The following is a 23,499-nucleotide window of genomic DNA, read 5'->3' as shown; positions in this document are numbered from 1 at the left end:
TTCTTTGACCTTAATTTAATTATAATACTTACTCATCTATTATTCAACAATTTAAGTTCATAAAACACAAATTTTTTAATATTATTTGTTATTATCATTTCACTCATTTTATAGCATTTAAACTCAATAAAAAATAGACAAACCCTTCTCAAATTATTAAGGGTTTGTCTATTTTCTAATATTATTTTTTATCTTTTAATTGTTTTAATATTTCATCTGATAATGCCTCTACACCTGATTGTTGTAAATGAATACCATCAGATGCAAAGTATTCTGTGTGCCCCTCTGAACGTTTATGCCAATCGACTAATGTGACGTTTTTATGTTTCTTCGCTGCTTGAGCCATAAGCTTATTCACATGGCTTTCGTAGTTACGAGGAACACGTGTATTAACGAGATAAATATCGGCTTTACCAAATTCACCAATTAATTTGTTTAATTGATCTTCATTGAAATCACCATTTGTACCTAATTCTAATATAACTTTATCATCTTTCTTGTTATATTCACCGTACTTACTTTTCGCGTCTGGTAATACATCATATAAATTTCGACCAACTTTACCATCAATTTTGGCTTTCGGTACACGTGTTTTGAAGTTTTCTCCTATATCGACCATTACTGAGTCACCTATTAATAATGGCTTAATTTTTGTATATACCTTAGTATCGCTGTTGCTATCTTTTTGTCCAGTCAATTTCGATACATCAATAGGTAATGGTTGTACAATCTTATTATCTGCCTTTTCAGTATTAAATGTCGTCTTTTTATGTTTCGTTGTATCTTTACCTAAAGAATCAAATGCACCTGCAAAAATGATTAACGTCGGTACTGCAAATATTAATAATACAACTGTACGGATTAACGCTTTCGTTTTGAAACGATTGAACGTAAATGCTTTGAAACCTTGCTTTCTAAACGGTTGTTCAACGTATCTATATGACAGTTCTGCTAAGAGTAACGTTAAAATAATATCTATAAAATAAACATAGAACGGTATTTGACCATCAACAAAATAAGAATGGACAAAACTAATCACTGGAAAATGCCATAAATATAAACTGTATGAACGCTTACCTATATAAACAAATACTGGATTGCCTAAAGCTTTGGCAAAACGTCCTGTAGGATGAACTGCACTTAAAATAATAAATAGAGCTAGTACAGAAATTAAATAAAATCCTCCATTATAAATCCAGTTGCTATTATCATTAACAAAGAAAAATAATAGACATGTACTTAGTAATCCAAATACTCCGATTCCGTCAATTATATGCTTTAATATTGGTGCAGGATTTTTCTTTAATTTAAATGGAGGCCAAATAAACGCAAATAGTACACCTAACAAGATAGTTTGCAAACGTGTATCAGTACCAAAATATACACGTGAGTGTCCAACATTGGGTTGCGAAATAATGACCATTAATAGTAATGAAATCAAAGAAACTATCCAAAATATTAATGCAACATTTCTATATTTCTTTAAAGTAAGTAATAACGTTATCAATATAATAGGAAAGAATATATAAAACTGTTCTTCAATTGCTAATGACCATAAATGTTTTAATGGCATAAATGCAAATTGCTCGAAATAATTTACATCTGATGCAATATACCACCAGTTTGAAACATAAAATATAGCCGCCCAAGCATCGTGTTTAATATCTACAATATGCGCAGGTTTCAATATGAGTGTTGCTAACGTTACAACACTAACTAATACGAGCACTGCTGGTAATAACCTCTTTATACGTCTAATCCAAAAGTTCTTTAAATTAATAATTCCCGTTTGTTCGTATTCCTTCAAGAGTAAACTCGTTATAAGATATCCTGAAATAACAAAAAATGTATCTACACCAAGAAAACCGCCTGTGAGCCATTGTTTATTCAAATGGTAGATAATTATTCCAATAACGGCGATGGCTCTTAATCCATCTAATCCTGGCATATATCTTGAAGGATGTGCCTTGTTCTCACCATAATTTGAATTTTGATTCATGTTCCCCAAACTTTCATTTTTTATATTAATCGTTTAAATTTAATTCATACCATTTATTTATTGTAATATTTTTGTAATATTACTGCAATCTTTTATGTAACGACTCGCTAACTTTTTTAATGATTATTTTTATTTCACATAATAAACAGTATACAAGTAAAATGTTACCTTTTCCAAATAATCGTATAAAAATTAACATATAAAAAACTAGCCTGTTTGAAGTAAAGACTTAGGAAGCAACTTACCACCACATCTTCTGGTCGACAGTTACATTCTCGTACATCTTCCTTCATTCAGGCTAGTCTATATATAATTAAGCAATTATATTAGCCAATACCTAGAGCGATTTTTGCATAGCGAGACATCATCTCTTTACCCCATGGTGGGTTCCATACAATATTTACATCAGTATCTGATATTTCTGGTATTTCAGCTAAAACACTTTTCACTTGGTTAGTAATTTGCGGTCCAAGAGGACAACCCATTGAAGTTAAAGTCATTTCAACCGTACATAATCCGTCATCGTCTACATCGACGTTATATACTAAACCTAAATTTACGATATCGATACCTAATTCAGGGTCAATAACCATTTCTAGTGCATTTAAAATGCTATCTTTTAATCCTTCATCCATTTGTCTCACCTCTCCTTAAAAATATGATAACTACAATATATCAAATATCTTACAAAACGCCAATAAAATGCTATGATATTGATACATTACTGAAAATTCAATAAGGAGCTTTGCATGGAAACTCACTTAATATGTTTAGACCTAGATGGAACACTTTTAAATGATGAAAAGGAAATTTCATCTTATACTAAAAAAATATTAAAACAATTACAATCGCAAGGACACCAACTGATGATTGCTACTGGGCGTCCTTATCGAGCGAGCCAAAAATATTATCATGAATTAAATTTAGATACACCCGTTATAAATTTTAATGGTGCATACGTACACCACCCTAAGAATGATCAATTTGAAACCTTACATGAAGTTCTAGATTTAGAATTATCAAGAAGTATTATTCAATCATTAAATGACTATGGCGTTTCAAATATCATAGCTGAAATACAAGATCGTGTGTTCCTCGATAACTTTGATCAGAAATTATTTGACGGTTTCTCTATGGGTGATCCTAAAATAGAAACAGGTGATTTACTCACAACTTTAACTGAATCACCTACTTCTATTTTAGTAGAAGCTGAAGAAAATATGATACCGCGCATTAAACAAATGTTAACACGTTTCTACGCTGAGAATATTGAGCACAGAAGATGGGGTTCACCATTCCCAGTTATAGAAATTGTTAAAAAAGGTATCAGTAAAGCAACAGGTATCGATTACATCACAGATGAATTAAATATTGACCGAAATCATATCATTGCTTTCGGTGATGAAGATAATGATTTAGAAATGATTAAATACGCGAAACATGGCATTGCAATGGAAAATAGTTTAGACGAAATCAAGCACGTTGCAAACGAAATCACATATTCAAATAATGAAGATGGAATCGGCAGATATTTAAATGATTATTTCAAATTAAATATACCTTATGAAAATCATATCTCGACCCATATTTAATTTATACTTAAGGAGGTATAGATATGAATAAAATTGTTATAGTAGGAGCTGTCGCAGGAGGCGCCACTGTTGCTAGCCAAATAAGAAGATTAGATTCAGAAAGTGAAATCATTGTATTCGAAAAAGATCGTGACATGAGTTTTGCCAATTGTTCATTACCTTATTATCTCGGAAAAGTGGTAGATTCTCGCGATAAAGTTGTCGAAACAACACCTGAAATATTTTTCGATAAAAAACAAATCACTGTTAAAACTCATCATAAAGTAACGAGTATCAATGAAGATGATCAAACTGTAACCGTTCATAACCTTCAACAAGATAAAACATTTGAGGAAAGCTACGATAAACTCATATTAAGCCCAGGTTGTAGCGCAAATACTTTAGGTTTAAATAGCGACATGGCTTTCACGTTAAGAAACCTGGAAGATACAGATGATATTGATGCATATATTGAGCAGCATAACGTTTCAAACGCTTTAATTGTAGGTGCGGGCTATATTAGTTTAGAAGTGCTTGAAAATTTTTATGCACGAGGCATCACACCGACTTTAATTCACCGCTCCACACATATTAATAAACTCATGGATGAAGATTTAAACCAAACGATTATCGATGAATTAGATAAACGTGAAATCAATTATCGATTTAATGAAGAAATCGATAAAGTTGAGGGAAAAAAGGTTTACTTCAAATCTGGAAAAGTCGAAAGCTACGATATGATAATTGAAGGTGTCGGCATTAAACCAAATTCTGATTTCATTGCATCTTCCAGCATACAATTAGACGATCAAGGTTATATACCAGTGAATAATCGTTTCCAAACGAATATACCGAATGTATACGCTTTAGGCGATATCATAAAAGCTTGTTATCGTCATGTAGATCTCGAAGCCCACATCCCACTTGCTTGGGGTGCGCATCGTGCCGCCAGTGTTATTGCTGAACAAATTGCAGGTAATCCAAATATGGTATTCAAAGGATTTTTAGGTGCTAATATAGTTAAATTCTTTGATTATTCTTTAGCGAGCGTAGGTGTTAACCCTCAATTATTAGACCAATTTAATTATGAATATGTAGAAACTACTCAGGGTACACATGCTGGTTATTACCCGGGTAATACTCAAATAACATTACGTGTCTATTTTGATAAGTCTAATCGCCGCATCTTGCGTGCGGCCGCTGTGGGGCAACAAGGCGTAGATAAACGTATTGATATATTATCGATGGCGATGATGAATCAACTTACCATAGATGAACTTACAGAATTTGAAGTTGCATACGCCCCACCTTATAGTAGCCCAAAAGACGTTATTAATATGATTGGTTACAAAGCGCGAAATAAATAATGGTGACATTTATTAAATGTGTATAATGTTATATAAAAAGCCCATCATAAAAAGTTTATGCTTCTTATGATGGGCTTTAATTTATTTATTCATCTCTTATAGGCCGAACATTTGTGTAATTGGGCCTCTTGGTAAAATCGTACCTAAAGTCATTGTAATAAGGATTAACACGATAGTAATCCATAACATCCCATTACTAGGTTGTCCTTTTTTTCTTTTTGCTATTGTCACTTCCATTAAAGCGATAACGCCTACACCGCATAACATTTTAAGTAACAATACGATATGACTACCTGCGTTGTCCATAGTAAATGCTTGAATCCATAACCAAAAACCAGAAATCAGTACTAATACCATAAATAATCTTAGTAACATATGAATTGGTTTGAAGTATGGCGTCGCACCTTGCTTTTCTGAAAAGTTAAAGTAAGTGGCGAAAAATAGTATAATCGCCAACGCCCATGTCATAATATGAATATGTAACATAGTTGGTCCCCCCTACAATTTGAACTAATAAAGTAAAATAAACATGTCTTTGTAGCGTTAGTAAAAACATACAATTGTACATTTAACTCAATATTGTATGTCATATTGTTAATGTAGCAAAACATAAACGATTGCTCCATACACATTCCCATGATACTGAACTGTTAATCATTTTTAAAGATTTTTCTAAAGATATACCTAGCCTTTTCACCAACAATGCAAAAGGTAGATAGTTATTACATGTATTTCAGTATAACTATCTACCTTGTTTATGCGTGATTTAATTTATTTCTCAATATAATTTGTTAATGTACCAATGTTATCGATTGTTACTTTTACTTCATCACCTGGTTGTAGGAATTGTGGTGGTTCCAACCCAGCACCAACGCCTGCCGGTGTACCTGTAGCAATAATATCGCCTGGGTGTAATGCAACGTATTTTGAAATTTCTTCAATTAATTCATCAATTTTAAGAATCATTTCGCTTGTATTGCCATCTTGACGGATTTCATTATTTACCTTCGTTACGATATTTACATTTTCCGGTGTTGGTAATTCATCTTTAGTAACGATGTAAGGTCCAATAGGACATCCACCTGTTAAACTTTTAGAAAGGAATGCTTGATCTTGTGATGATTGCGCCTTACGATCAGTAATATCATTGATGATTGTATAGCCATACACATAATCTAATGCTAAACCTTTAGGTATTTTCTCACCTGATTTACCAATTACTACACCAAGTTCACCTTCGTAATCTAGTTGATCAGTAATATCTTTGTGGTTAGGAATCGTACTATTGTCACCAGTTAATGATGAAGCTGCTTTAGTGAATACATATAAGCGTTCTACTTCATGATTTAACTCGCTTGCATGTTCTTTATAATTACGTCCAAAAGCAATGATGTTATTTGTCGGCGTTACTGGTGGTAAAAATTCAATATCTGAAAATTGTACTTTATAATCTTCTCCTTTACCACTTTCTTCAGCAGCTACAACTGACTTACGTACTTGCTCTTGAAAATCTATCGTTTGATTTTGTTGTAGTCCGTTTAGTAATTGTTTAGGGTGAAATTCTCCTTCTGAAAAATCAGCAAAAACTTTCTTCAAGTCCCAAGCCGCTTCTTCGCGTTTTACTTTCACACCATAAGATGCCTCTCCGTCATGTCTGAATGATAGGAATTTCATTCAATATCAGCTCCTCATCTTTTATTAATATTTATTATAACTTCATCAAGGATGAAATAACAAATAAATACGCATTAAAATTCTTAAAATTCTAACAAATTTGTTAAAGTATGAAATTACTTAAGATAAGTGAATTTTCGCCATATCCATTCAAATGGACCTTTCTTAAATTTCTTCAAATAATAGTAACTCAATATCATTTGAAGTATAAATATTACAATAGCAATCATATAGGACTGATATAGTGCCAAACGGTCATATAAACCGAACCCAAAACCTAAACCGCCGTAAATAAGTGTGAAAATTATACTTTGTGTTAAATAAATTGTGAGACTTAACTTCCCCGGATATTTAAACATTGAAATGAAGCGCACAAAATTACTTTTTTGACATAATATTATAAATAATAATACATAACCTGTTGCAACTAGTGGACCACCAAGCATTGTACTCAAAGTTGACAATGCCTGATTGGCGTAATCTATAGCATATGGCAATTTAACTAAATATCCTATTATGAGAAAGGTACAACCCCACTTCATCGCTTTTCGTTGATTATTTCGTATGTAGTCAATTAAGTTTACCTTTTGAGCAACCATACCTAATAAGACATAAGGCAGAAATTCAAAAAAAGCACCAAACGTCACTAAATCTAAAATGTGCATTGTTTTTTCATAAGTATTTAAAGCAATATTACTCATATAACTTCCATGTTGCTTCGTATTAATAAACTTCGATATAGATGTGCCCGTAAAGTTTGCAGTGTCATAGCGACCATTCAACCAAGTAAAGAGTGATTTTGGTATAGCGATAAGTACTATTTTTACTGTAAATAATACAATCGCTGTAATAAATAAGGCTTTTGGTCTTTTCTTAATTAAAAGTACAGCAATCATCCCAGTAATTGCATAATCAACTAAAATGTCCCCTGAAAATATGAAGTAACCATGGATTAAACCTAATGCTAATAAAAAGGTTAACCGTCTAAATATCACTGGATAGTACCCGTAATCACGTTGCACGCTATGGTCAAACATTATCGCCAGACCATACCCAAATAAAAAGGTAAATATAGGATAAAATGAACTGATAATTAACGTCGTGACAATACGAATAATCAGTTCATCCACCCCATCTACTTTATCAGGTAAAAAAGATTCATCGTATGGAAAACTAAATGGCAAAATATTCATTAATAATATTCCAAATAAGCTCAATCCTCTCAGTGCATCTAACTCAAATACTCTCTTAGATGTTGTCATTTACGTTGCTCCTTTATTAAGATTAATCAATTGAGAGTTGACCAAATTTAAAGAAATAGAGGTATCCTTTTACTTCTTTATTTAATATTGTCTCCAACGTATTTCTATAATATGCCATCTGTATTTTATAACGATCTTTCAATTGTTGACCTATTTCCTCATCTGTCATACTGCGACGTCTATTGAAAGCATCTGTTTTGTAGTCTACAAAGTAATATTCACCGTCACTTACAAAGATTAAATCAATCATACCTTGAATGATTGAAGCATCTTGGTCATCTGGCCTTTTATCTACTTTATTCTGATTAACTACAAATGGAAGTTCACGATAGATTGCATCACTATTTGCAATTTTGCGATATAGCGGACTTTCGATAAAATGCATAATATCATCTATTTGAATATCTTTTTTAGCATCTTCTTTAATAATATTCTTATCAATTAAACGGTCGATGTAATTTAAGAGTTGCTCACGTGTTAAACCATCTTCAGTAAATGGTAAGTGTTGCATTACTGTATGCATCAACGTACCAATCTCATTGGCTCTACGTACTTTTGTATGACTCAAGAAAGCAGGTCGTTCATATGTTCTCGTACCGATACGATATTGACGAACGCGATCATAGTTCGTATCTGTTTGAGCTGTTTCTAATTGTCGTTTCAACTCAGAAACTGATTGTTTAGATGGTTGATGTATAGCAGTTTGATATGGATATCGGAAAGCTAACTGACGTTCGATTTGCATTCTAACTTCTTCGTTACCTGAATTAAATGATTCCATTTCGTTTAATGTATGCGCACGCTCAATCTCACCCACTGATTCAGTTGCGATATCCTCATAAAGATCAATATTTAATTGAACATAAGGTTTCATTGAGGTATCAACCTCATCAATATTCCGTTCAAAACGCAACTCATTGGACAGTTCTGTAGACTGATACTTTGAAAGTATCGGATAAATCATTGAAATTGGACTTTGTGCAGTTAAACGGTAACTCACTGGAAGATGCGTACCTGAAACAGAAACTTGTTCCCAATTTTGTAACTCTTTCTCTGACTTTACACGTCCGATTAAAAAGAGTTGCTCTTTCGCACGTGTTAATGCCACGTAAATTAATCTCATTTCTTCAGAGATCATTTCCTTTTCATTGATAGCTTTATACGTAACTGAAGATAATGATGGGAAAGTTAATTGATGTTCCACATCATAATATTCCATTCCTAGACCATATTGTTGGTTCAAAGTAACCGGTTTATAAAGATCTGCACGACGAAACTTTCTTGATAAACCTGAATAAATGACAAAAGGAAACTCTAAACCTTTACTACTATGAATCGTCATCATACGTACGACATTGTCATTTGGTCCAACGACATTTTCTTCACCAAAATCTTTTCCTCTATCTATCAATTCGTCTATAAATCTTATAAATTGATATAACCCTCGGAAACTAGAATCTTCAAATTCCACTGCTTTATTAAACAATCCATATAAGTTAGCGCGACGGCCTTTCCCACCAGTAATACCACTAAAATATTGAATGACGAAATGGTCATTATAAAATTTATCAATTAATTGATAAACGGCATGTGTTTGACTATATTCTTGATAAAGCTCGATATCTGTTAAAAATGCTTTTAACTTTTCAACGAGATTTTGATCAACATCATCATGTTGAATATAATGTTGAATCGACTGGTAAAAATAATCATCATTCGGACTGATAATTCGAATATTTGAAAGTTCGTCTTCAGTAAACTGATAAATGACTGAACGCATCAACCCGACTAAATATATATCTTGTAACGGATTGTCTATAGTTTTTAAAAATGACAAGATTAACTGTACTTCAGTTTGTTCGAAGTACCCTTCTTTGCTGTTAACATGAAATGGTATATTGTGATCTTTAAACGCTTGTTGAATATTACGTGCTTGGCCGTAAGAACGTTCAAGTATAACGATATCTTTGTATTCAGCTGGACGATATTGCTCAGTTTTAATGTCATAAACTTTATAGTCATTTATAATTTTTTCCACTTGTTGCACAATGTACTCCGCTTCTTGTTCAGAACCTTTTAAATCTGATTGATCATCTTGGATAAGCATATTCAAATGTACATCATGATTTTCCGTATCAAATGGTGCTCCGTAATAGAGTTGTGCTGCAGCATCATATTTTATTTCGCCAACCGCTTCATCCATCATGTGTTTAAATAAATAGTTGGTTGTAGTTAATACCTCTTTCCTGGAACGGAAATTTTGAGATAAATCGATGCGCATACCGTATTCAGAGCCATCAGTTGTAAATCTGTTATATTTTTCAATAAAGAGGCTTGGATCGGCTTGCCTAAACTTATAAATCGATTGTTTTACGTCTCCGACCATAAATAAATTCCCATCAGATTCGGTTCCACGTTTAATACACGTTAGAATTTGTTCTTGCACGCGGTTCGTATCTTGATATTCATCGACGAGTAATTCTTCAAACTGCTTTCTATAAAGGTCTGCTATTTCCGTAGGTTCTCCGTCATCATCCATTAAGATACGTAACGCGAAGTGTTCATAATCTGAGAAATCTAATATGTTACGGCGACGTTTTTTCTGATTAAATTGATTTATTACATCTGATGTGATCTGTGTTAAATATTGTATGCGTGGTGCCAACTGTTGCATATCATTAGTTAAACTTTCCGCATCTCTGGAATAGTAATCTGTTTGTACTTTTGTGACTAAATCTTTGTATTGGTCGTAATATTTTTTAGCATCATCATAGACATCCATCATCATTTCATTCGCTTCTTTGACCTTTTTATTTTTGGCAGGGAAACGTACGATAAATTGATGATCTGCAATAAGTTGTGAATTTAAATATCCATCTTCCATAGCCTGTGCCATAAACTGGCGTTCTGTCTCTATGACTTCTACTTGTTTTTCAACTGATTCTAACATCATAAATAAATCATAACTCTTATTCAGTGCTTCCAATGCAGAGGTCATAAATATAGACGCAATGTCATTTAATAATGTTAGTAATTCTTGTTGCTGCTGTTCATCTTCATATGGATCTGATAAGTGAGCTAACCAGTTTAACGGGTTAGGGTTAGCCACACTAAAGTAATACAGCTCTTTTACAGTGTCGCGCAATAGTTCATCATTACGGTCAGAAGATAAATGTTCCGTTAAATCAATAAAATGCGGGTCTAGTTTGTCATAATGTTGCTCTAATACTTCATCAATTGTTTGCTCGAGTAATAAAATATTTTCCGCTTCACTACTCGTTTTAAAGTTTGGATCTATATCTAATACATCATAATGTTGTTGAATTAATTTCAAACAAAAACTATGTAATGTTGAAATTTGTGCTTGATGAATTTTGATACGTTGATTTTTTAAATGTGTATTCTCTGGTGCTTCCAATGATGCTTCTTGAATGCGTTGATCAACACGATGTTTCATCTCACGTGCACTCGCATTTGTAAACGTCACGACTAATAAGCGATCGACGTCGATCTCATCTTTAATGATACGTTGGATAATACGTTCAACAAGTACTGCAGTCTTTCCTGACCCAGCTGCTGCAGCTACGAGTACATCTTGGCCTTTAGCATAAATACTGCGCCATTGACCATCCGTCCAACGTGTATTTGTCGGCTTTATTGGAATTTGACTCATCATTTACTCACCCTCTTCGCTTTCATCATTTCGCACTGCTTCTAACGGATCAATGGATTCATCTACAACACGATAACGTTTACTATCAATCATCCCGTCCACATGACAAACGGATTTGTAGTTACAAAATTCACACGGTAACTTTTGATCATATTTTAACGGTGCAACTTCTGTATGTCCGTCCATAATATCCGATGCAGTTTTAATAAAATTACGTTTGTTATGCTGGATTAATTTATAAATCGTATCTTCATCAGCAACTTTACTTTGACTTTTTAACCCGCCATCTTTTTTAAGTCCAATCGGAACGATATCAGAAGTATAATTAGGTTCAATTCGCGTATCCACGGCTTCTATAACTGATTCATCATCATTAATTAAACCGCTCAATTTAAATGAATTAATAAACTCTTTGTTACGTTTCTCTTTATCAATTTCACTCCATGCAAGTTTGATACGAGGTTGGTGTACATGGAAGTATAATAATCCACCTGGTTTAGTTTCAGGTGTAAGTCCGAGTCGTTCTTTGTTATTAAGGACGATATCCATATACGTCATCATTTGCATCTGCATGCCATAATACACTTTAGTTAAATCTAACGTGCCACTATATTTTGACGATTTATAATCGATAACATTTACGAAGCTACGACCGTCACGTTGATAAGTATCAATACGATCAATTTGACCGCGGATATTTATTGGTACACCTTGAGAAGTTTTCAGTGTTTCAGCAAGTAATTCTTGGTTATCGCGTGGTTTTCTTCTAAATCCTGCTTCAAAACGCTCTGGCGTAAATTTTGAATAGTTACCTTGATATTTAAGTGCAGTTAGTGTCGTTTCAACGATTGCACCAATTTTCTGTGAAAGATAACGATAGTACGCTGTTGAATTAAGTAAATTAAATTGAACGCCAGGTAAAATATCTGACAGTGCTTCCGCCGTTAATTTATGAATTTGATTCGTATTTAAATTTTTAAAGTCCCCTTGAATTTTATCTGAGATTGCCTTTAATACTCTGTGGAAGATATCACCTAAATCAAAGTTCTCCAATTTATATTTCGTACGTTCATTTAGACGCAGACCATGCGATGCGAAATGTTTAAACGGACATGCTTGATATCCTTCAAAGCGCGATACACTTGCATTTATCGTTGAACCGTATAGTGATTTCGCTTGTTTTTCTGAAAGTTGAACTGTCTCATTATCATAAGTTAATGCAGTTAATAGATAATTAAGTCCTTTGTTGAGTTCATTATTATCACGGATAACTTGATATGTGTCTAACCAAATATCGGCGACAATTTCATCATCTAACCACGACTTTAATGCTTCAAATAAAGAGATTTTTGTCTGGTGCGGATGCTCAATTAACGTTAACGGATGTGCTTGATGATTATATTGAATATTCGTAGCATCTAGATTTGTATATAATGCGCACACTTGGTCTAAAAATGGACTCGGTTCTTTCTCATCACCACTCACGCCCATTAATGAATATGAAAATGTCACTGCTGCTTGACTACGTGTCATCGCAATGTAAAATACGAACGCTTCATCCATTTGCAACACGTCAGAAGTTGGACTCAACTCAATATCTGTTTGTTGTTGGAAATTTTTCTTTTCTTCATCTGTAATTAATCCTGAAGAAGATACTGTTTGTGGCATGACACCATCATTCACACCAACTAGATATACATGTGCTTTATTATCAACTTTGGCTAAATCCATCGTTCCGATGCTCACCTGATCTAACGTTTGAGGAATCATAACGAATTCCAATTGATCCAAACCAATATCTAACAATTCTAAAAATCTAGATTTTTTCATCGATTGATCTTCGAACACAGTTACAACATCATCAAGTGTTTGAATTAAACCATTCCATATTTGATCAATTTCTTCAGCCTTTTGATGATTACCCTCTGCATCGTACGTATCTCTTTCTGTCATTAATTGACTAGGTAATTCAAATGCCTCCATGGATTCATAAAATGCCGTCGCAAAGGATATTGCAGTTGAAGCTTCATTCATTTTACTTTCGAAAATTAATATTTTATCAATAACATTATTTTTCAACTGTACAACACGATTAAATGTTTCGCGTTCTTCGTCTGTCAGTTTATTTCGTTTAATGCCCATAATTCGAAATTGTTCGATATCAAAAAATGAATCATCTAACCAACGCTTACCATATATTCCACGTTCTAATACAAAGTTTTCCAATATATCAATAAGATATTTACTCTCTTTAATAGATTTCGTAAGGACGTTCGTTTTAAATAGTCTCATCATCGGTTCGAAGTTCCAATTTGACTGAATCACTTCAATCATTGACCGAATCATTTCCATAATAGGATGGTGTGTCATAGATTTTTTGACATCGATATTGTATGGAATATCATACTGCTCTAGAATAGATTCCAATAAGAATGCGTATGACTCATCTCGATACAAAATTGCAATATCTTGATACCTTCTATTTTGTTCACGTGTTTCCTTTAATATGCGTCTCGCTATCTCATTTACTTCTTCACGCATCGCTGAAGATTCTAGTATTTCAACACTTTGTTGAGCTGGTATTGTTTGTGGCTGCAACGCATTAAAATTGCTTTCAAGATGTTCCAAATCTTTGTTTTCAAAGCGATACGTTTGGTCAAAATAGGTTTTATTTAATTGAATATTCAAATCTTGTGCAACTGTTTCTAAATGCGTTAACGACTCAGATGGCTTTCTAAATAAACTGAATGGGTCTTTATCACCATCTGTAGTTAATAGTACAGTCACTTTCTTTGCATTCTTTACAAGCCCACGAATCATTTCATATTCAATTGTTGAAAAGTTATGGAAACCATCAATGTAAATTTCACTTTTTTTCAACCATTCTGATTGATCCATCATTTGAATAAATCGTTTTAAACTGTCTTCTGAAGATACGTAATTCCCTTGCATACGTTCTTCTAACTTTTTATATACTAATGCAATATCTTGGAGTTTGTGTTTTGATCGTGTTGGTAATTGATTTTCTGTTATGTATGTTTCTAACGCTTCTGGAGAAACTGAATATTTTTTAAAGTCTTGTATTTGTTCATACAATTTCTCACTAAAACCATAATATTTCACTTGGGATTGATATAAATTCAACTCACTTTGGTGTCGTTGAATAATATCGTAAATCATCATTTCTGTGCCGACTTTAGAAAGTTGCTGTTCTAATATGCCGCCCACTTCTTGAAAAACTCTATGACTTAGACGTTCAAAGTGAAGCACTTCTGTTCTTAAACTGCCATTTAGCGATGAATCATTTACAAACGCTTGTTCAAGTTGAAATGTATTTTGGGTCGGGGCAATTAAAATGATAGGCTCACCTAATGGTTGTTCACGCATTTTTTGTCGAATCTCGTCAATCATCTTTGAAGATTTACCTGTCCCTGCTCTTCCAATATAGGCATTTAATTCCATAACCATCCCACTCCTTTGTTTTCCATTTTAACATATAAAGTGTTACACAATGATAATGATCAACAGCTAATTTCAGCATCCATGCATAAAAAAGCTAGAACATTTTTAACATGTTCTAGCTCTTATAATTCTTTATTTACCGTAATCTGTATCTGGATCAAATCCAAATTTCATACCATTTAATGGCCAATATCTAAACCAAACTTTACCTACAACTTTATCTTTATCAATTAAGCCAAATGAACGGCTGTCTTTGCTGACTTCACGATTATCTCCAAGCACTAGTAATTTGCCTTTAGGAATTTTATTTTTATGTGTTTCTCTATCTATATCTTTTGTTTTAAAGCTTCCAGTAATATAATCATAATGTTTGTGTTTTTCATTATAGTTTAAGTAAGGTTCATCGACTTTCTTACCGTTAACATAAAGTTTGTCTTTTTTATATTCGATTGAATCTCCAGGCGTACCGATAACACGTTTTACGTAATCAGCATTTTTTGTAGCGTGGAACACAATAACGTTACCTTTTTTAATGTCGCCTAGTTTGTAATCAAATAAGTTTACAGCTACGCGTTCTCCGTCTTTCAATGTAGGATCCATTGAATCACCTTTAACTGTATATGACTTTGCAACAAAATTTGTTACTAAAAAAAATATAGCAAGCGCTGCAATTATTGCGACAATCCATTCTATTACTTCTTTTCTCAATTTGTACACCTCATCTATTAAGTTAAAATTAGCCGTGAATTGATCAAATGGATAATACTTTAAACTCACGTTGCCAATCACATCTCGTTTTTTAATCAGTCCGAATGTTCTTGAATCTTTATCATTACCTCGGCGATCATTTAATACAAAATATGTATCGGGTGGTAATATATTGCCTTCGGAGTGTTTCACTTTTCTTAATGATAACGATTCAATTTGTTTGCCATGAGTATAAGGCTCATCAACATATTTATCATCTCGATAAAGTTTACCATGTTTATATTCAACAGATTGACCAGGTTTCCCAATAACTCGGCTTACATGGACTTTGTCACCCTTACGATACAATATAATATCACTATTGCCTAGTAAATTAAAAGTAGTTTTTAGTTTATTTATTATAACACGGTCGTCTTTTTGTAAAGTCGGTTTCATCTGATTATCTTGTATCACAGCACCAGAAATGACAAAGGCTTGTAACATCAGCACAAAAATTAAAGCACATATTAAAGCGATGATATGTTTGATGATGCGTTTCACATAGACACTCTCCTGACGTTTTTTCAACCTTTACACAATAATACAAACTACGGTATTTCATTATAAGTGTAAAAACACCTTATTGGAACCATTTAATATCTTTTTACTTAAAAATCGGTCTCTAGTCCCAGGTAGTTTCGACTATTAAAATTAAAGATTTATAATTTTATTGTGTTATTTATGAATGTTTATATAAAAAACAACCCAATCATCATCGTTTTTGTTAGAATTAGAATATATAAGTAAAATCCAATTACTCATAATAACTTTGATACTTCTTACCTTTGAATAGTAATGACACTTGCCATTGGAATTTATTTTAATTTATCCAACAATTTCTATTTGAATGATGCAATATGTTGAATATTTTTTAATGAAAATCAAGGAGACGATTCAATGAAAAAGTTAGGAGTCATACTTTCGTTTTTAATTTTACTTTCAATCTATGCTCCGCTATATACATTTGCTGGACAATCCCCATACCAAATCGCAGAAAATGAACATATTCATGTAAATAAACAAAATAATCCAAAAAGCGCTCAAGTTACTACCAAAAATGGACAAATTTTATATAACTACAATATTCATAAACAAGTCGATCCTGCTTCAACTACAAAACTTATGACCCTCGCCCTCATTCTTGATGATATCAAACATAAAAAGTTCAATTTTTATGACACAGTTAAAATCGATTTAAGGGAACAAAAAATGTCCCAAATACCTAATTTGACAACTTTCCCTTTAAAAACAGGCCAAACCTTTTCTATACTCCAATTGGTTAAGCAAGCTATGCTTGAATCTAGTAATGCTGCTACTTTAGTACTCGCAGAAGAAATTGATGGAAATTCTTCTCATTTTACAAACCGTATGAACAAAAAAGCGAAACAAATCGGTATGCAAAACACTCATTTTACAAATCCAAGCGGTGCAAACATTAAACTACTCAAACCGTTTGCGCCTAAACAGTATCAAAATCAAACTTATAGTTATACGACTGCCAACGATATGTCATTATTATCACATTATATATTAAACCACTATCCTGAAGCTTTAAAAATCACAAGTCTAAAAAGCGATTTACAATATCACAAGTCTCTACACAATACGAATACATCTCTCCCCTCTTTTCCAGACGGAATGAAAGATGTCGATGGTTTAAAGACTGGAACAAGTGATAATGGATATAATTTAGTATTAACCGCGAAAAGAAATCATTTACGCGTAATTTCTACATTGTTTAATACACAACCTTATCCAAGTGATAAAGCAAAGCATGCACGACAACAAATTTCTAATGGATTAATTAAACATGCTTTTGACCATTATGAATACCGCAAAGTTTTAACTAAAGGTCGACATACAATAAACGGTAAAGTATATAAAGTAAAGCATGACCTATACGATGTCGTTCCTACAAAGTTACATGATTACAGTTTCAAAATTTCAGATGATAACACATTGACTCTCAATTATAAGCGTACATTTTTAAAAGGCGCCCACCCACCTAGTGTTGAAGTTGAACCTGTGATTAATTGGAAACAAATCATTACCTATATATTTATTGCTATATTACTAATATTTATAATCATCATGATATTTGTACTTAAAAATACGTATAAGAAAAAACATAGTTAGCAATGCATGTGCTTTATTTTTAATACAAAGGCCAACCCAAAAGAAATTAATCTTAAGGGTTGGCCTTAATTTTGTACTTATGTCAAAGCTTCTTCAAATGAATTTTTTATAAACGTTCTTCAAGTTCTTGTTTCTTATCTTCAAATCCTGGTTTACCTAATAACGCAAACATATTTTGTTTATATGCTTCAACGCCTGGTTGATTAAATGGATTCACACCGAGTTGGTAACCACTCATAGCACAAGCTAATTCAAAGAAATAAACCAAGTAGCCAAATGTCTCTTCATCTAATTGAGGTACATTTACAACTAAATTAGGCACGCCACCATCAGTATGTGCAAGTAAAGTACCTTCAAATGCTTTCGTATTAACCTCATCAATTGTCTTACCAGCTAAATAATTTAAACCGTCTAGATCATCTGGGTCTGCTTCAATCTTAATATCATGTTTAGGTGTATCTACTTTAACTACTGTTTCAAATAAGAAACGACGCCCTTCCTGAACATATTGTCCTAATGAATGTAAATCAGTAGTGTAGTTAGCGCTTGATGGATAAATACCTTTAAAGTCTTTTCCTTCAGATTCACCAAATAATTGTTTCCACCATTCATTGAAATATTGTAATGATGGTTCGTAGTTAATTAACATTTCTGTCGTATACCCTTTTGTATAAAGAATGTTACGAATTGTCGCATATTGGTAGGCAATGTTTTCTTCTAATTTGTCTGATGATAGTTCCTCACGTGCTTTCGCTGCACCGTTCATGATGGCTTCGATATCAATACCTGCTACTGCAATTGGTAATAATCCTACTGCAGTTAAAACTGAGTAACGGCCGCCGATATCATCAGGTACAATAAATGTTTCGTAACCTTCATTTGTCGCTAATTGTTTTAGCGCACCCTTTTCTTTATCAGTTGTGGCGAAGATGCGTTTTTTAGCTTCTTCTTTTCCGTATTTATTTTCTAATAATTGTTTGAACAGTCTAAATGCAACTGCAGGTTCTGTTGTCGTACCTGATTTAGAAATAACGTTTACAGAAAAATCTTTTCCATCTAAATAATCAACTAATTGTTGAGTATAAGTTGATGATAAATGATTACCGACGAAGACGATTTCTGGATATTCATCACTATTTCTAAATGATGATGTCAACATTTCAATCGCTGCACGCGCCCCTAAATAAGAACCTCCAATACCAATGACTACTAATACTTCAGAATTCTCTTTCACACGTTTAGAAGCTTCTAGAATACGTGAAAATTCGTCTTTGTCATAATCTACAGGTAAATCTAACCAACCTAAGAAATCATTTCCTGCGCCTGTACCTTTATGGATTATATTATGAATCGTAGAAACCACTTCTTGTTGTTGTTGCATTTCATGTTCACCAAAGAACTCTAAAGTCTTACGATAGTCTAATTGAATATGAGTCATGTGAATTGCCTCCCGTGTTTATATTTCAAAACTAATTTTACTAAGTTTAAATTCACTATTCAAACAACTGGCTTTGTACAAAATAAGTTTTCACACAATTGACCCTGAAAACAAATTGTTCACCAAACCTAATATACATATAATATACAATATCCAAACACATTAGAATAGACAAAAACGATTATTCAACTTACTTATAAATTGTTGCCAAAAGATTTTATTTTCTGAAATTTGCATATTTATGTAATTTATTGGTTTTATTCTCCTAACAAATCTGCTATACTCATTTTTAACAAATTAAATTTCAATTAATATATAGAGGTGAAACTTATGAAAGAGAAAATCGTATTAGCATATTCAGGCGGATTAGACACAAGTGTTGCAGTAAAATGGATATTAGATAAAGGTTATGACGTGGTAGCTTGTTGTTTAGACGTCGGCGAAGGAAAAGATTTAGAACTTGTACACCAAAAAGCATTAGATATGGGTGCAGTCGAATGTCATATCATAGATGCTACAGAAGAATTCAGTGAAGACTTCGTAGCCTATGCAATCAAAGGTAACTTAATGTATGAAGGTACTTACCCACTCGTTTCTGCTTTATCCAGACCTCTAATTTCAAAAAAATTAGTAGAGATCGCTGAGAAAACAGATGCAGTAGGTATTGCCCACGGTTGTACAGGTAAAGGTAACGATCAAGTTCGTTTTGAAGTTGCAATAAAAGCTTTAAATCCAAACTTAAAAGTTTTTGCTCCAGTTAGAGAATGGGCTTGGAGTCGTGAAGAAGAAATCGATTATGCATTAAAACATAATATTCCAGTTCCTATTGAACATGATTCACCATACTCAATTGACCAAAATTTATGGGGTAGAAGTAACGAATGTGGCATACTTGAAGATCCTTTCGCAGCACCACCTGCAGATGCATATGATTTAACTCGTGAGTTAGAAGACACACCTGATGAAGCTGAAGAAATCTTACTAACTTTTGAAGAAGGTCTACCTACTTCACTAAACGGACAAACTTATAAACTCAGCGACTTAATTTTAGAATTAAATAAATTAGCTGGAAAACATGGTATAGGAAGAATAGACCATGTTGAAAATAGACTTGTCGGTATTAAATCAAGAGAAGTTTATGAAACACCTGCAGCAGAAGTTATTTTAAAGGGACATAAATCCTTAGAAACCATCACATTGACAAAAGATGTTGCGCATTTCAAACCAGTCATTGAAAAGCAATTTTCTGAGCAAGTCTATAATGGCCTTTGGTATTCACCACTCACAGATAGCTTAAAAACATTTATAAATAGTACGCAAAAATATGTTAGTGGTGAAGTACGCATTAAATTATACAAAGGTAATGCAATTGTTAATGGTAGAAAATCTCCTCACACTTTATATAATGAAAAACTAGCGACATATACAAAAGAAGATGCATTCAATCAAGAATCAGCGGTTGGATTTATCGATATCTTTGGTCTTCCTACTCAAGTGAACGCAATGTTACATGGAGGTTATAACGATGAGCAATAAAGCTTGGGGTGGTAGATTTAGTGAAAAACCCGAAGATTGGGTAGATGAATTTAATGCTTCAGTAGGATTTGATCAAATATTGATTAAATATGATGTTCAAGGAAGTATTGCACATGCGAAAATGTTAGCCAAACAAGATATTATTTCTCAAGCTGATTGTGATGCAATTATCAAAGGATTAACTGAAATACTAAAGGATTACGAAAATGGAAACTTGCCTTTAGATATATCTCTAGAAGATATACATTTAAATATAGAACATGAGTTGATTAAACGTATAGGCGATGCTGGAGGTAGATTGCATACTGGTCGTAGTAGAAATGATCAAATCGCGACGGATATGCATTTATACACAAAAGATGAAGTTAATGAAATAATTTCCCTCATTAACGCTTTCCAACAAACAATCGTTGATATAGCTGAAAAGCACATCGAAACAATTATGCCAGGTTATACGCATTTACAAAGAGCGCAACCAATTTCATTTGCACATCATATATTAACGTATTATTGGATGCTCGATAGAGACAAAACACGTTTCCAAGATAGTTTAAAACGTATCGACATATCCCCTCTTGGAGCAGCAGCATTAAGCGGAACAACTTATCCTATCGATCGTCATACTACGCAAGAATCACTAGAGTTTGCAAATCTATACGAAAATAGCTTAGATGCAGTAAGTGATCGTGATTACATTGTAGAGACACTCCACAATATTAGCTTAACGATGGTACACCTTTCTCGTTTTGCTGAAGAAATTATTTTTTGGTCTTCAGCTGAAGCCAATTTTGTCACGTTATCTGATGCATTTTCAACTGGCTCATCTATTATGCCCCAAAAGAAAAATCCTGACATGGCTGAACTCATTCGAGGTAAAGTGGGGAGAACAACAGGTCATTTAGTAAGTATGCTAACAACATTAAAAGGACTGCCTCTCGCATATAATAAAGATATGCAAGAAGATAAAGAAGGATTATTCGATGCAATCCACACCATTAAAGGCTCACTTCGTATCTTTGATGGTATGATCGCATCGATGACGGTAAACGTAAATCAACTACAAAGTGCTGTTGAACAAGATTTTTCAAACGCAACCGAACTCGCTGATTATCTCGTAAATAAAGGGGTTCCTTTTAGAACAGCACATGAAATCGTAGGTAAACTTGTATTATGGGCTATACAACATAATGTATATTTATTAGATGTCCCACTTACACAATACAAAGATGCCCATGCGAGCATTGAAGCGGATATTTATGAGTATTTAAAACCTGAAAATTGTATAAGTCGTAGAACAAGTTACGGTTCAACAGGACATGATGCCGTAAAAAAACAAATCGAAGTCATCAAACAAAAATTTAAAACTACAAATGAATAATATGGTTAATGCGATACAGAAATAATTTCAAAACTTTTCTGTATCGCATTTTTAGTATTACAGTAAAAATTGAACAAAATTAATCCAATATTTATATTGTTATGGATGAGTTAACATTATTTATTTTAAATAAAGATAGCGTAAATAGTATTCTATTCACTCCTCTTTTTTTGTAATGTGAGAATATAGTAAAAATTTAGGAGTGAACGTATTTATGAAAAAAGCGACAAAATTAATGGTTTCAAGCGTTACTGTATTATCATTATCTTTACTAGGTACTTCTGCTGTATCTCAAGCAAGTACTAACGACAATTCAAACAAAGGTCCAAATGAAAATCGTTATTCTTCAGCATCACAATTAAAATCAAATCCAAACAATGCTAGCCATAAAGAAGCGCATAATTTAACTGGCGAGAAACACACAACTATCGCACACAGAGGCGCAAGTGGTTATGCACCTGAACATACATTCTATTCATATGACAAAAGTCATAACGAATTAGGCGCATCATATATTGAAATTGACTTACAAAGAACGAAAGATGGTCATTTAGTAGCTATGCACGACGAAACAGTGGATAGAACTACAAATGGTACAGGCAGAGTTGACCAATATACATTAGATGAATTAAAAAAATTAGACGCTGGTAGCAAATTCAATGCAACACATCCTGAATATGCTAACGAAAAATACGCTGGTGCAAAAATACCTACTTTAGACGAAATCCTTGAACGTTACGGCCCAAATGCAAACTACTATATCGAAACAAAATCACCAGATGTATATCCAGGTATGGAACAAGATTTACTTAATACATTAAATAGACACAACATGTTAACAAATCAATCACTTAAAAATGGTCACGTAATGATTCAATCATTCTCACAAGCAAGCTTAGAAAAAATGAAGAGATTAAATCCAAGCGTACCTCTTGTGAGATTATTAGATAAAGGTGAATTAACGAGCATGACTCAACAAGACTTCAATACTTTACGTCAAACTGCAATTGGTGTTGGCCCTGAATATACAGATTTAACTGCTCAAAATGTTCAAAACCTTAAAAAAGCAGGGTTCCTCGTTCACCCTTACACTGTAAATACAAAAGCTGATATGGAACGTTTAAATCAATACGGCGTTGATGGTTTATTTACAAACTATGCTGACATGTACGAGCAAGTAAACCAAGAACAATAAACTCAAATACATTTACTATTAATCTATGACATAGACCGTCATATATCATAAACAAAGCCCT

The 23,499-nt window shown here is 33.1% G+C and carries 15 protein-coding genes and 1 pseudogene; 6 read left to right on the top strand and 10 right to left on the bottom strand.

The genetic code is table 11. From position 1 onward, the window contains the following. Window positions 1–181: 181 nt before the first annotated feature. Together QQM35_RS06325 and QQM35_RS06320 are read right to left on the bottom strand one after the other, a co-directional pair. On the bottom strand, window positions 182–1,999 hold the full coding sequence (locus QQM35_RS06325; protein ID WP_251519393.1) for an acyltransferase family protein: 1,818 nt from the start codon (window positions 1,997–1,999) through the stop codon (window positions 182–184). 326 nt (window positions 2,000–2,325) lie between these two features. Beyond that, a complete protein-coding gene (locus QQM35_RS06320; RefSeq protein ID WP_251519392.1) occupies window positions 2,326–2,634 on the bottom strand; it encodes a metal-sulfur cluster assembly factor in 309 nt (102 codons plus the stop codon). Window positions 2,635–2,748: 114 nt separating this feature from the next. Here QQM35_RS06320 and QQM35_RS06315 point away from each other — a divergent pair, with 114 nt between their 5' ends. Then, window positions 2,749–3,591, top strand: coding sequence for a Cof-type HAD-IIB family hydrolase (locus QQM35_RS06315; RefSeq protein WP_251519390.1), 843 nt, complete (start codon window positions 2,749–2,751; stop codon window positions 3,589–3,591). Window positions 3,592–3,614: 23 nt separating this feature from the next. After that, window positions 3,615–4,937 (top strand): CoA-disulfide reductase, encoded by a 1,323-nt coding sequence (locus QQM35_RS06310; RefSeq protein WP_251519388.1) that lies wholly within the window; start codon window positions 3,615–3,617, stop codon window positions 4,935–4,937. Between the two features lie 96 nt (window positions 4,938–5,033). Here QQM35_RS06310 and QQM35_RS06305 read toward each other — a convergent pair whose 3' ends face one another. From QQM35_RS06305 to lepB (QQM35_RS06275), 7 genes and pseudogenes are all read right to left on the bottom strand, one after another. Next, window positions 5,034–5,423 carry a YisL family protein gene (locus QQM35_RS06305; protein WP_251519387.1) on the bottom strand — a complete coding sequence of 130 codons (390 nt, stop codon included), beginning with the start codon at window positions 5,421–5,423 and terminating at the stop codon, window positions 5,034–5,036. Window positions 5,424–5,708: 285 nt separating this feature from the next. Further along, window positions 5,709–6,611 carry a fumarylacetoacetate hydrolase family protein gene (locus tag QQM35_RS06300; RefSeq protein WP_251519386.1) on the bottom strand — a complete coding sequence of 301 codons (903 nt, stop codon included), beginning with the start codon at window positions 6,609–6,611 and terminating at the stop codon, window positions 5,709–5,711. 116 nt (window positions 6,612–6,727) lie between these two features. Further along, the gene (locus tag QQM35_RS06295) at window positions 6,728–7,873 is read right to left on the bottom strand and encodes a DUF418 domain-containing protein (protein WP_251519385.1); all 1,146 of its coding nucleotides are present in this window, start codon (window positions 7,871–7,873) and stop codon (window positions 6,728–6,730) included. 22 nt (window positions 7,874–7,895) lie between these two features. Then, the gene (addA, locus tag QQM35_RS06290; protein ID WP_251519384.1) at window positions 7,896–11,549 is read right to left on the bottom strand and encodes a helicase-exonuclease AddAB subunit AddA; all 3,654 of its coding nucleotides are present in this window, start codon (window positions 11,547–11,549) and stop codon (window positions 7,896–7,898) included. Further along, window positions 11,550–15,008: a helicase-exonuclease AddAB subunit AddB gene (gene addB, locus QQM35_RS06285; protein WP_251519383.1), complete on the bottom strand. Its 3,459-nt coding sequence runs from the start codon at window positions 15,006–15,008 to the stop codon at window positions 11,550–11,552. A 132-nt stretch (window positions 15,009–15,140) separates the two neighbouring features. Further along, window positions 15,141–15,716 carry a signal peptidase I gene (gene lepB, locus QQM35_RS06280; RefSeq protein ID WP_251519535.1) on the bottom strand — a complete coding sequence of 192 codons (576 nt, stop codon included), beginning with the start codon at window positions 15,714–15,716 and terminating at the stop codon, window positions 15,141–15,143. 24 nt (window positions 15,717–15,740) lie between these two features. Next, window positions 15,741–16,256 (bottom strand): annotated as a pseudogene (lepB, locus tag QQM35_RS06275) (signal peptidase I); the annotation flags it as partial. Between the two features lie 396 nt (window positions 16,257–16,652). On the opposite strand from lepB (QQM35_RS06275), the gene QQM35_RS06270 reads away from it, so the two are divergent. Further along, window positions 16,653–17,891, top strand: a complete 1,239-nt coding sequence (locus tag QQM35_RS06270) for a DUF1958 domain-containing protein (protein WP_251943222.1) — start codon at window positions 16,653–16,655, stop codon at window positions 17,889–17,891. Window positions 17,892–17,997: 106 nt separating this feature from the next. On the opposite strand, the gene QQM35_RS06265 is transcribed toward QQM35_RS06270, so the two are convergent. Further along, complete coding sequence (locus QQM35_RS06265) at window positions 17,998–19,329, bottom strand: glucose-6-phosphate isomerase (RefSeq protein WP_251519379.1); 1,332 nt, start codon at window positions 19,327–19,329, stop codon at window positions 17,998–18,000. Between the two features lie 330 nt (window positions 19,330–19,659). Between QQM35_RS06265 and QQM35_RS06260 the strand changes: the two genes are divergently transcribed. The 3 genes from QQM35_RS06260 (at window position 19,660) to QQM35_RS06250 (ending at window position 23,438) form a co-directional block, all read left to right on the top strand. Next, window positions 19,660–20,865 carry an argininosuccinate synthase gene (locus QQM35_RS06260; RefSeq protein WP_251519377.1) on the top strand — a complete coding sequence of 402 codons (1,206 nt, stop codon included), beginning with the start codon at window positions 19,660–19,662 and terminating at the stop codon, window positions 20,863–20,865. Then, entirely contained in the window at window positions 20,855–22,243 is a 1,389-nt protein-coding gene (gene argH, locus QQM35_RS06255) for an argininosuccinate lyase (RefSeq protein ID WP_251943224.1), read from the top strand. Before QQM35_RS06260 ends, argH begins: the two co-directional genes overlap by 11 nt. 214 nt (window positions 22,244–22,457) lie before the next feature. Further along, window positions 22,458–23,438 carry a glycerophosphodiester phosphodiesterase gene (locus tag QQM35_RS06250; protein ID WP_251519374.1) on the top strand — a complete coding sequence of 327 codons (981 nt, stop codon included), beginning with the start codon at window positions 22,458–22,460 and terminating at the stop codon, window positions 23,436–23,438. Window positions 23,439–23,499: the final 61 nt, after the last annotated feature.

This window comes from Staphylococcus hsinchuensis (assembly GCF_038789205.1).
Classification (GTDB): domain Bacteria; phylum Bacillota; class Bacilli; order Staphylococcales; family Staphylococcaceae; genus Staphylococcus; species Staphylococcus hsinchuensis.
This window is presented reverse-complemented; position numbering and strand designations above follow the sequence as displayed.

What these genes read in the sequence shown, in the direction of transcription:
- QQM35_RS06325 (WP_251519393.1), bottom strand. Translation starts at nt 1,999, where the DNA reads ATGAATCAAAATTCAAATTATGGTGAGAACAAGGCACATCCTTCAAGA.
- QQM35_RS06320 (WP_251519392.1), bottom strand. Translation starts at nt 2,634, where the DNA reads ATGGATGAAGGATTAAAAGATAGCATTTTAAATGCACTAGAAATGGTT.
- QQM35_RS06315 (WP_251519390.1), top strand. Translation starts at nt 2,749, where the DNA reads ATGGAAACTCACTTAATATGTTTAGACCTAGATGGAACACTTTTAAAT.
- QQM35_RS06310 (WP_251519388.1), top strand. Translation starts at nt 3,615, where the DNA reads ATGAATAAAATTGTTATAGTAGGAGCTGTCGCAGGAGGCGCCACTGTT.
- QQM35_RS06305 (WP_251519387.1), bottom strand. Translation starts at nt 5,423, where the DNA reads ATGTTACATATTCATATTATGACATGGGCGTTGGCGATTATACTATTT.
- QQM35_RS06300 (WP_251519386.1), bottom strand. Translation starts at nt 6,611, where the DNA reads ATGAAATTCCTATCATTCAGACATGACGGAGAGGCATCTTATGGTGTG.
- QQM35_RS06295 (WP_251519385.1), bottom strand. Translation starts at nt 7,873, where the DNA reads ATGACAACATCTAAGAGAGTATTTGAGTTAGATGCACTGAGAGGATTG.
- addA (WP_251519384.1), bottom strand. Translation starts at nt 11,549, where the DNA reads ATGATGAGTCAAATTCCAATAAAGCCGACAAATACACGTTGGACGGAT.
- addB (WP_251519383.1), bottom strand. Translation starts at nt 15,008, where the DNA reads ATGGAATTAAATGCCTATATTGGAAGAGCAGGGACAGGTAAATCTTCA.
- QQM35_RS06270 (WP_251943222.1), top strand. Translation starts at nt 16,653, where the DNA reads ATGAAAAAGTTAGGAGTCATACTTTCGTTTTTAATTTTACTTTCAATC.
- QQM35_RS06265 (WP_251519379.1), bottom strand. Translation starts at nt 19,329, where the DNA reads ATGACTCATATTCAATTAGACTATCGTAAGACTTTAGAGTTCTTTGGT.
- QQM35_RS06260 (WP_251519377.1), top strand. Translation starts at nt 19,660, where the DNA reads ATGAAAGAGAAAATCGTATTAGCATATTCAGGCGGATTAGACACAAGT.
- argH (WP_251943224.1), top strand. Translation starts at nt 20,855, where the DNA reads ATGAGCAATAAAGCTTGGGGTGGTAGATTTAGTGAAAAACCCGAAGAT.
- QQM35_RS06250 (WP_251519374.1), top strand. Translation starts at nt 22,458, where the DNA reads ATGAAAAAAGCGACAAAATTAATGGTTTCAAGCGTTACTGTATTATCA.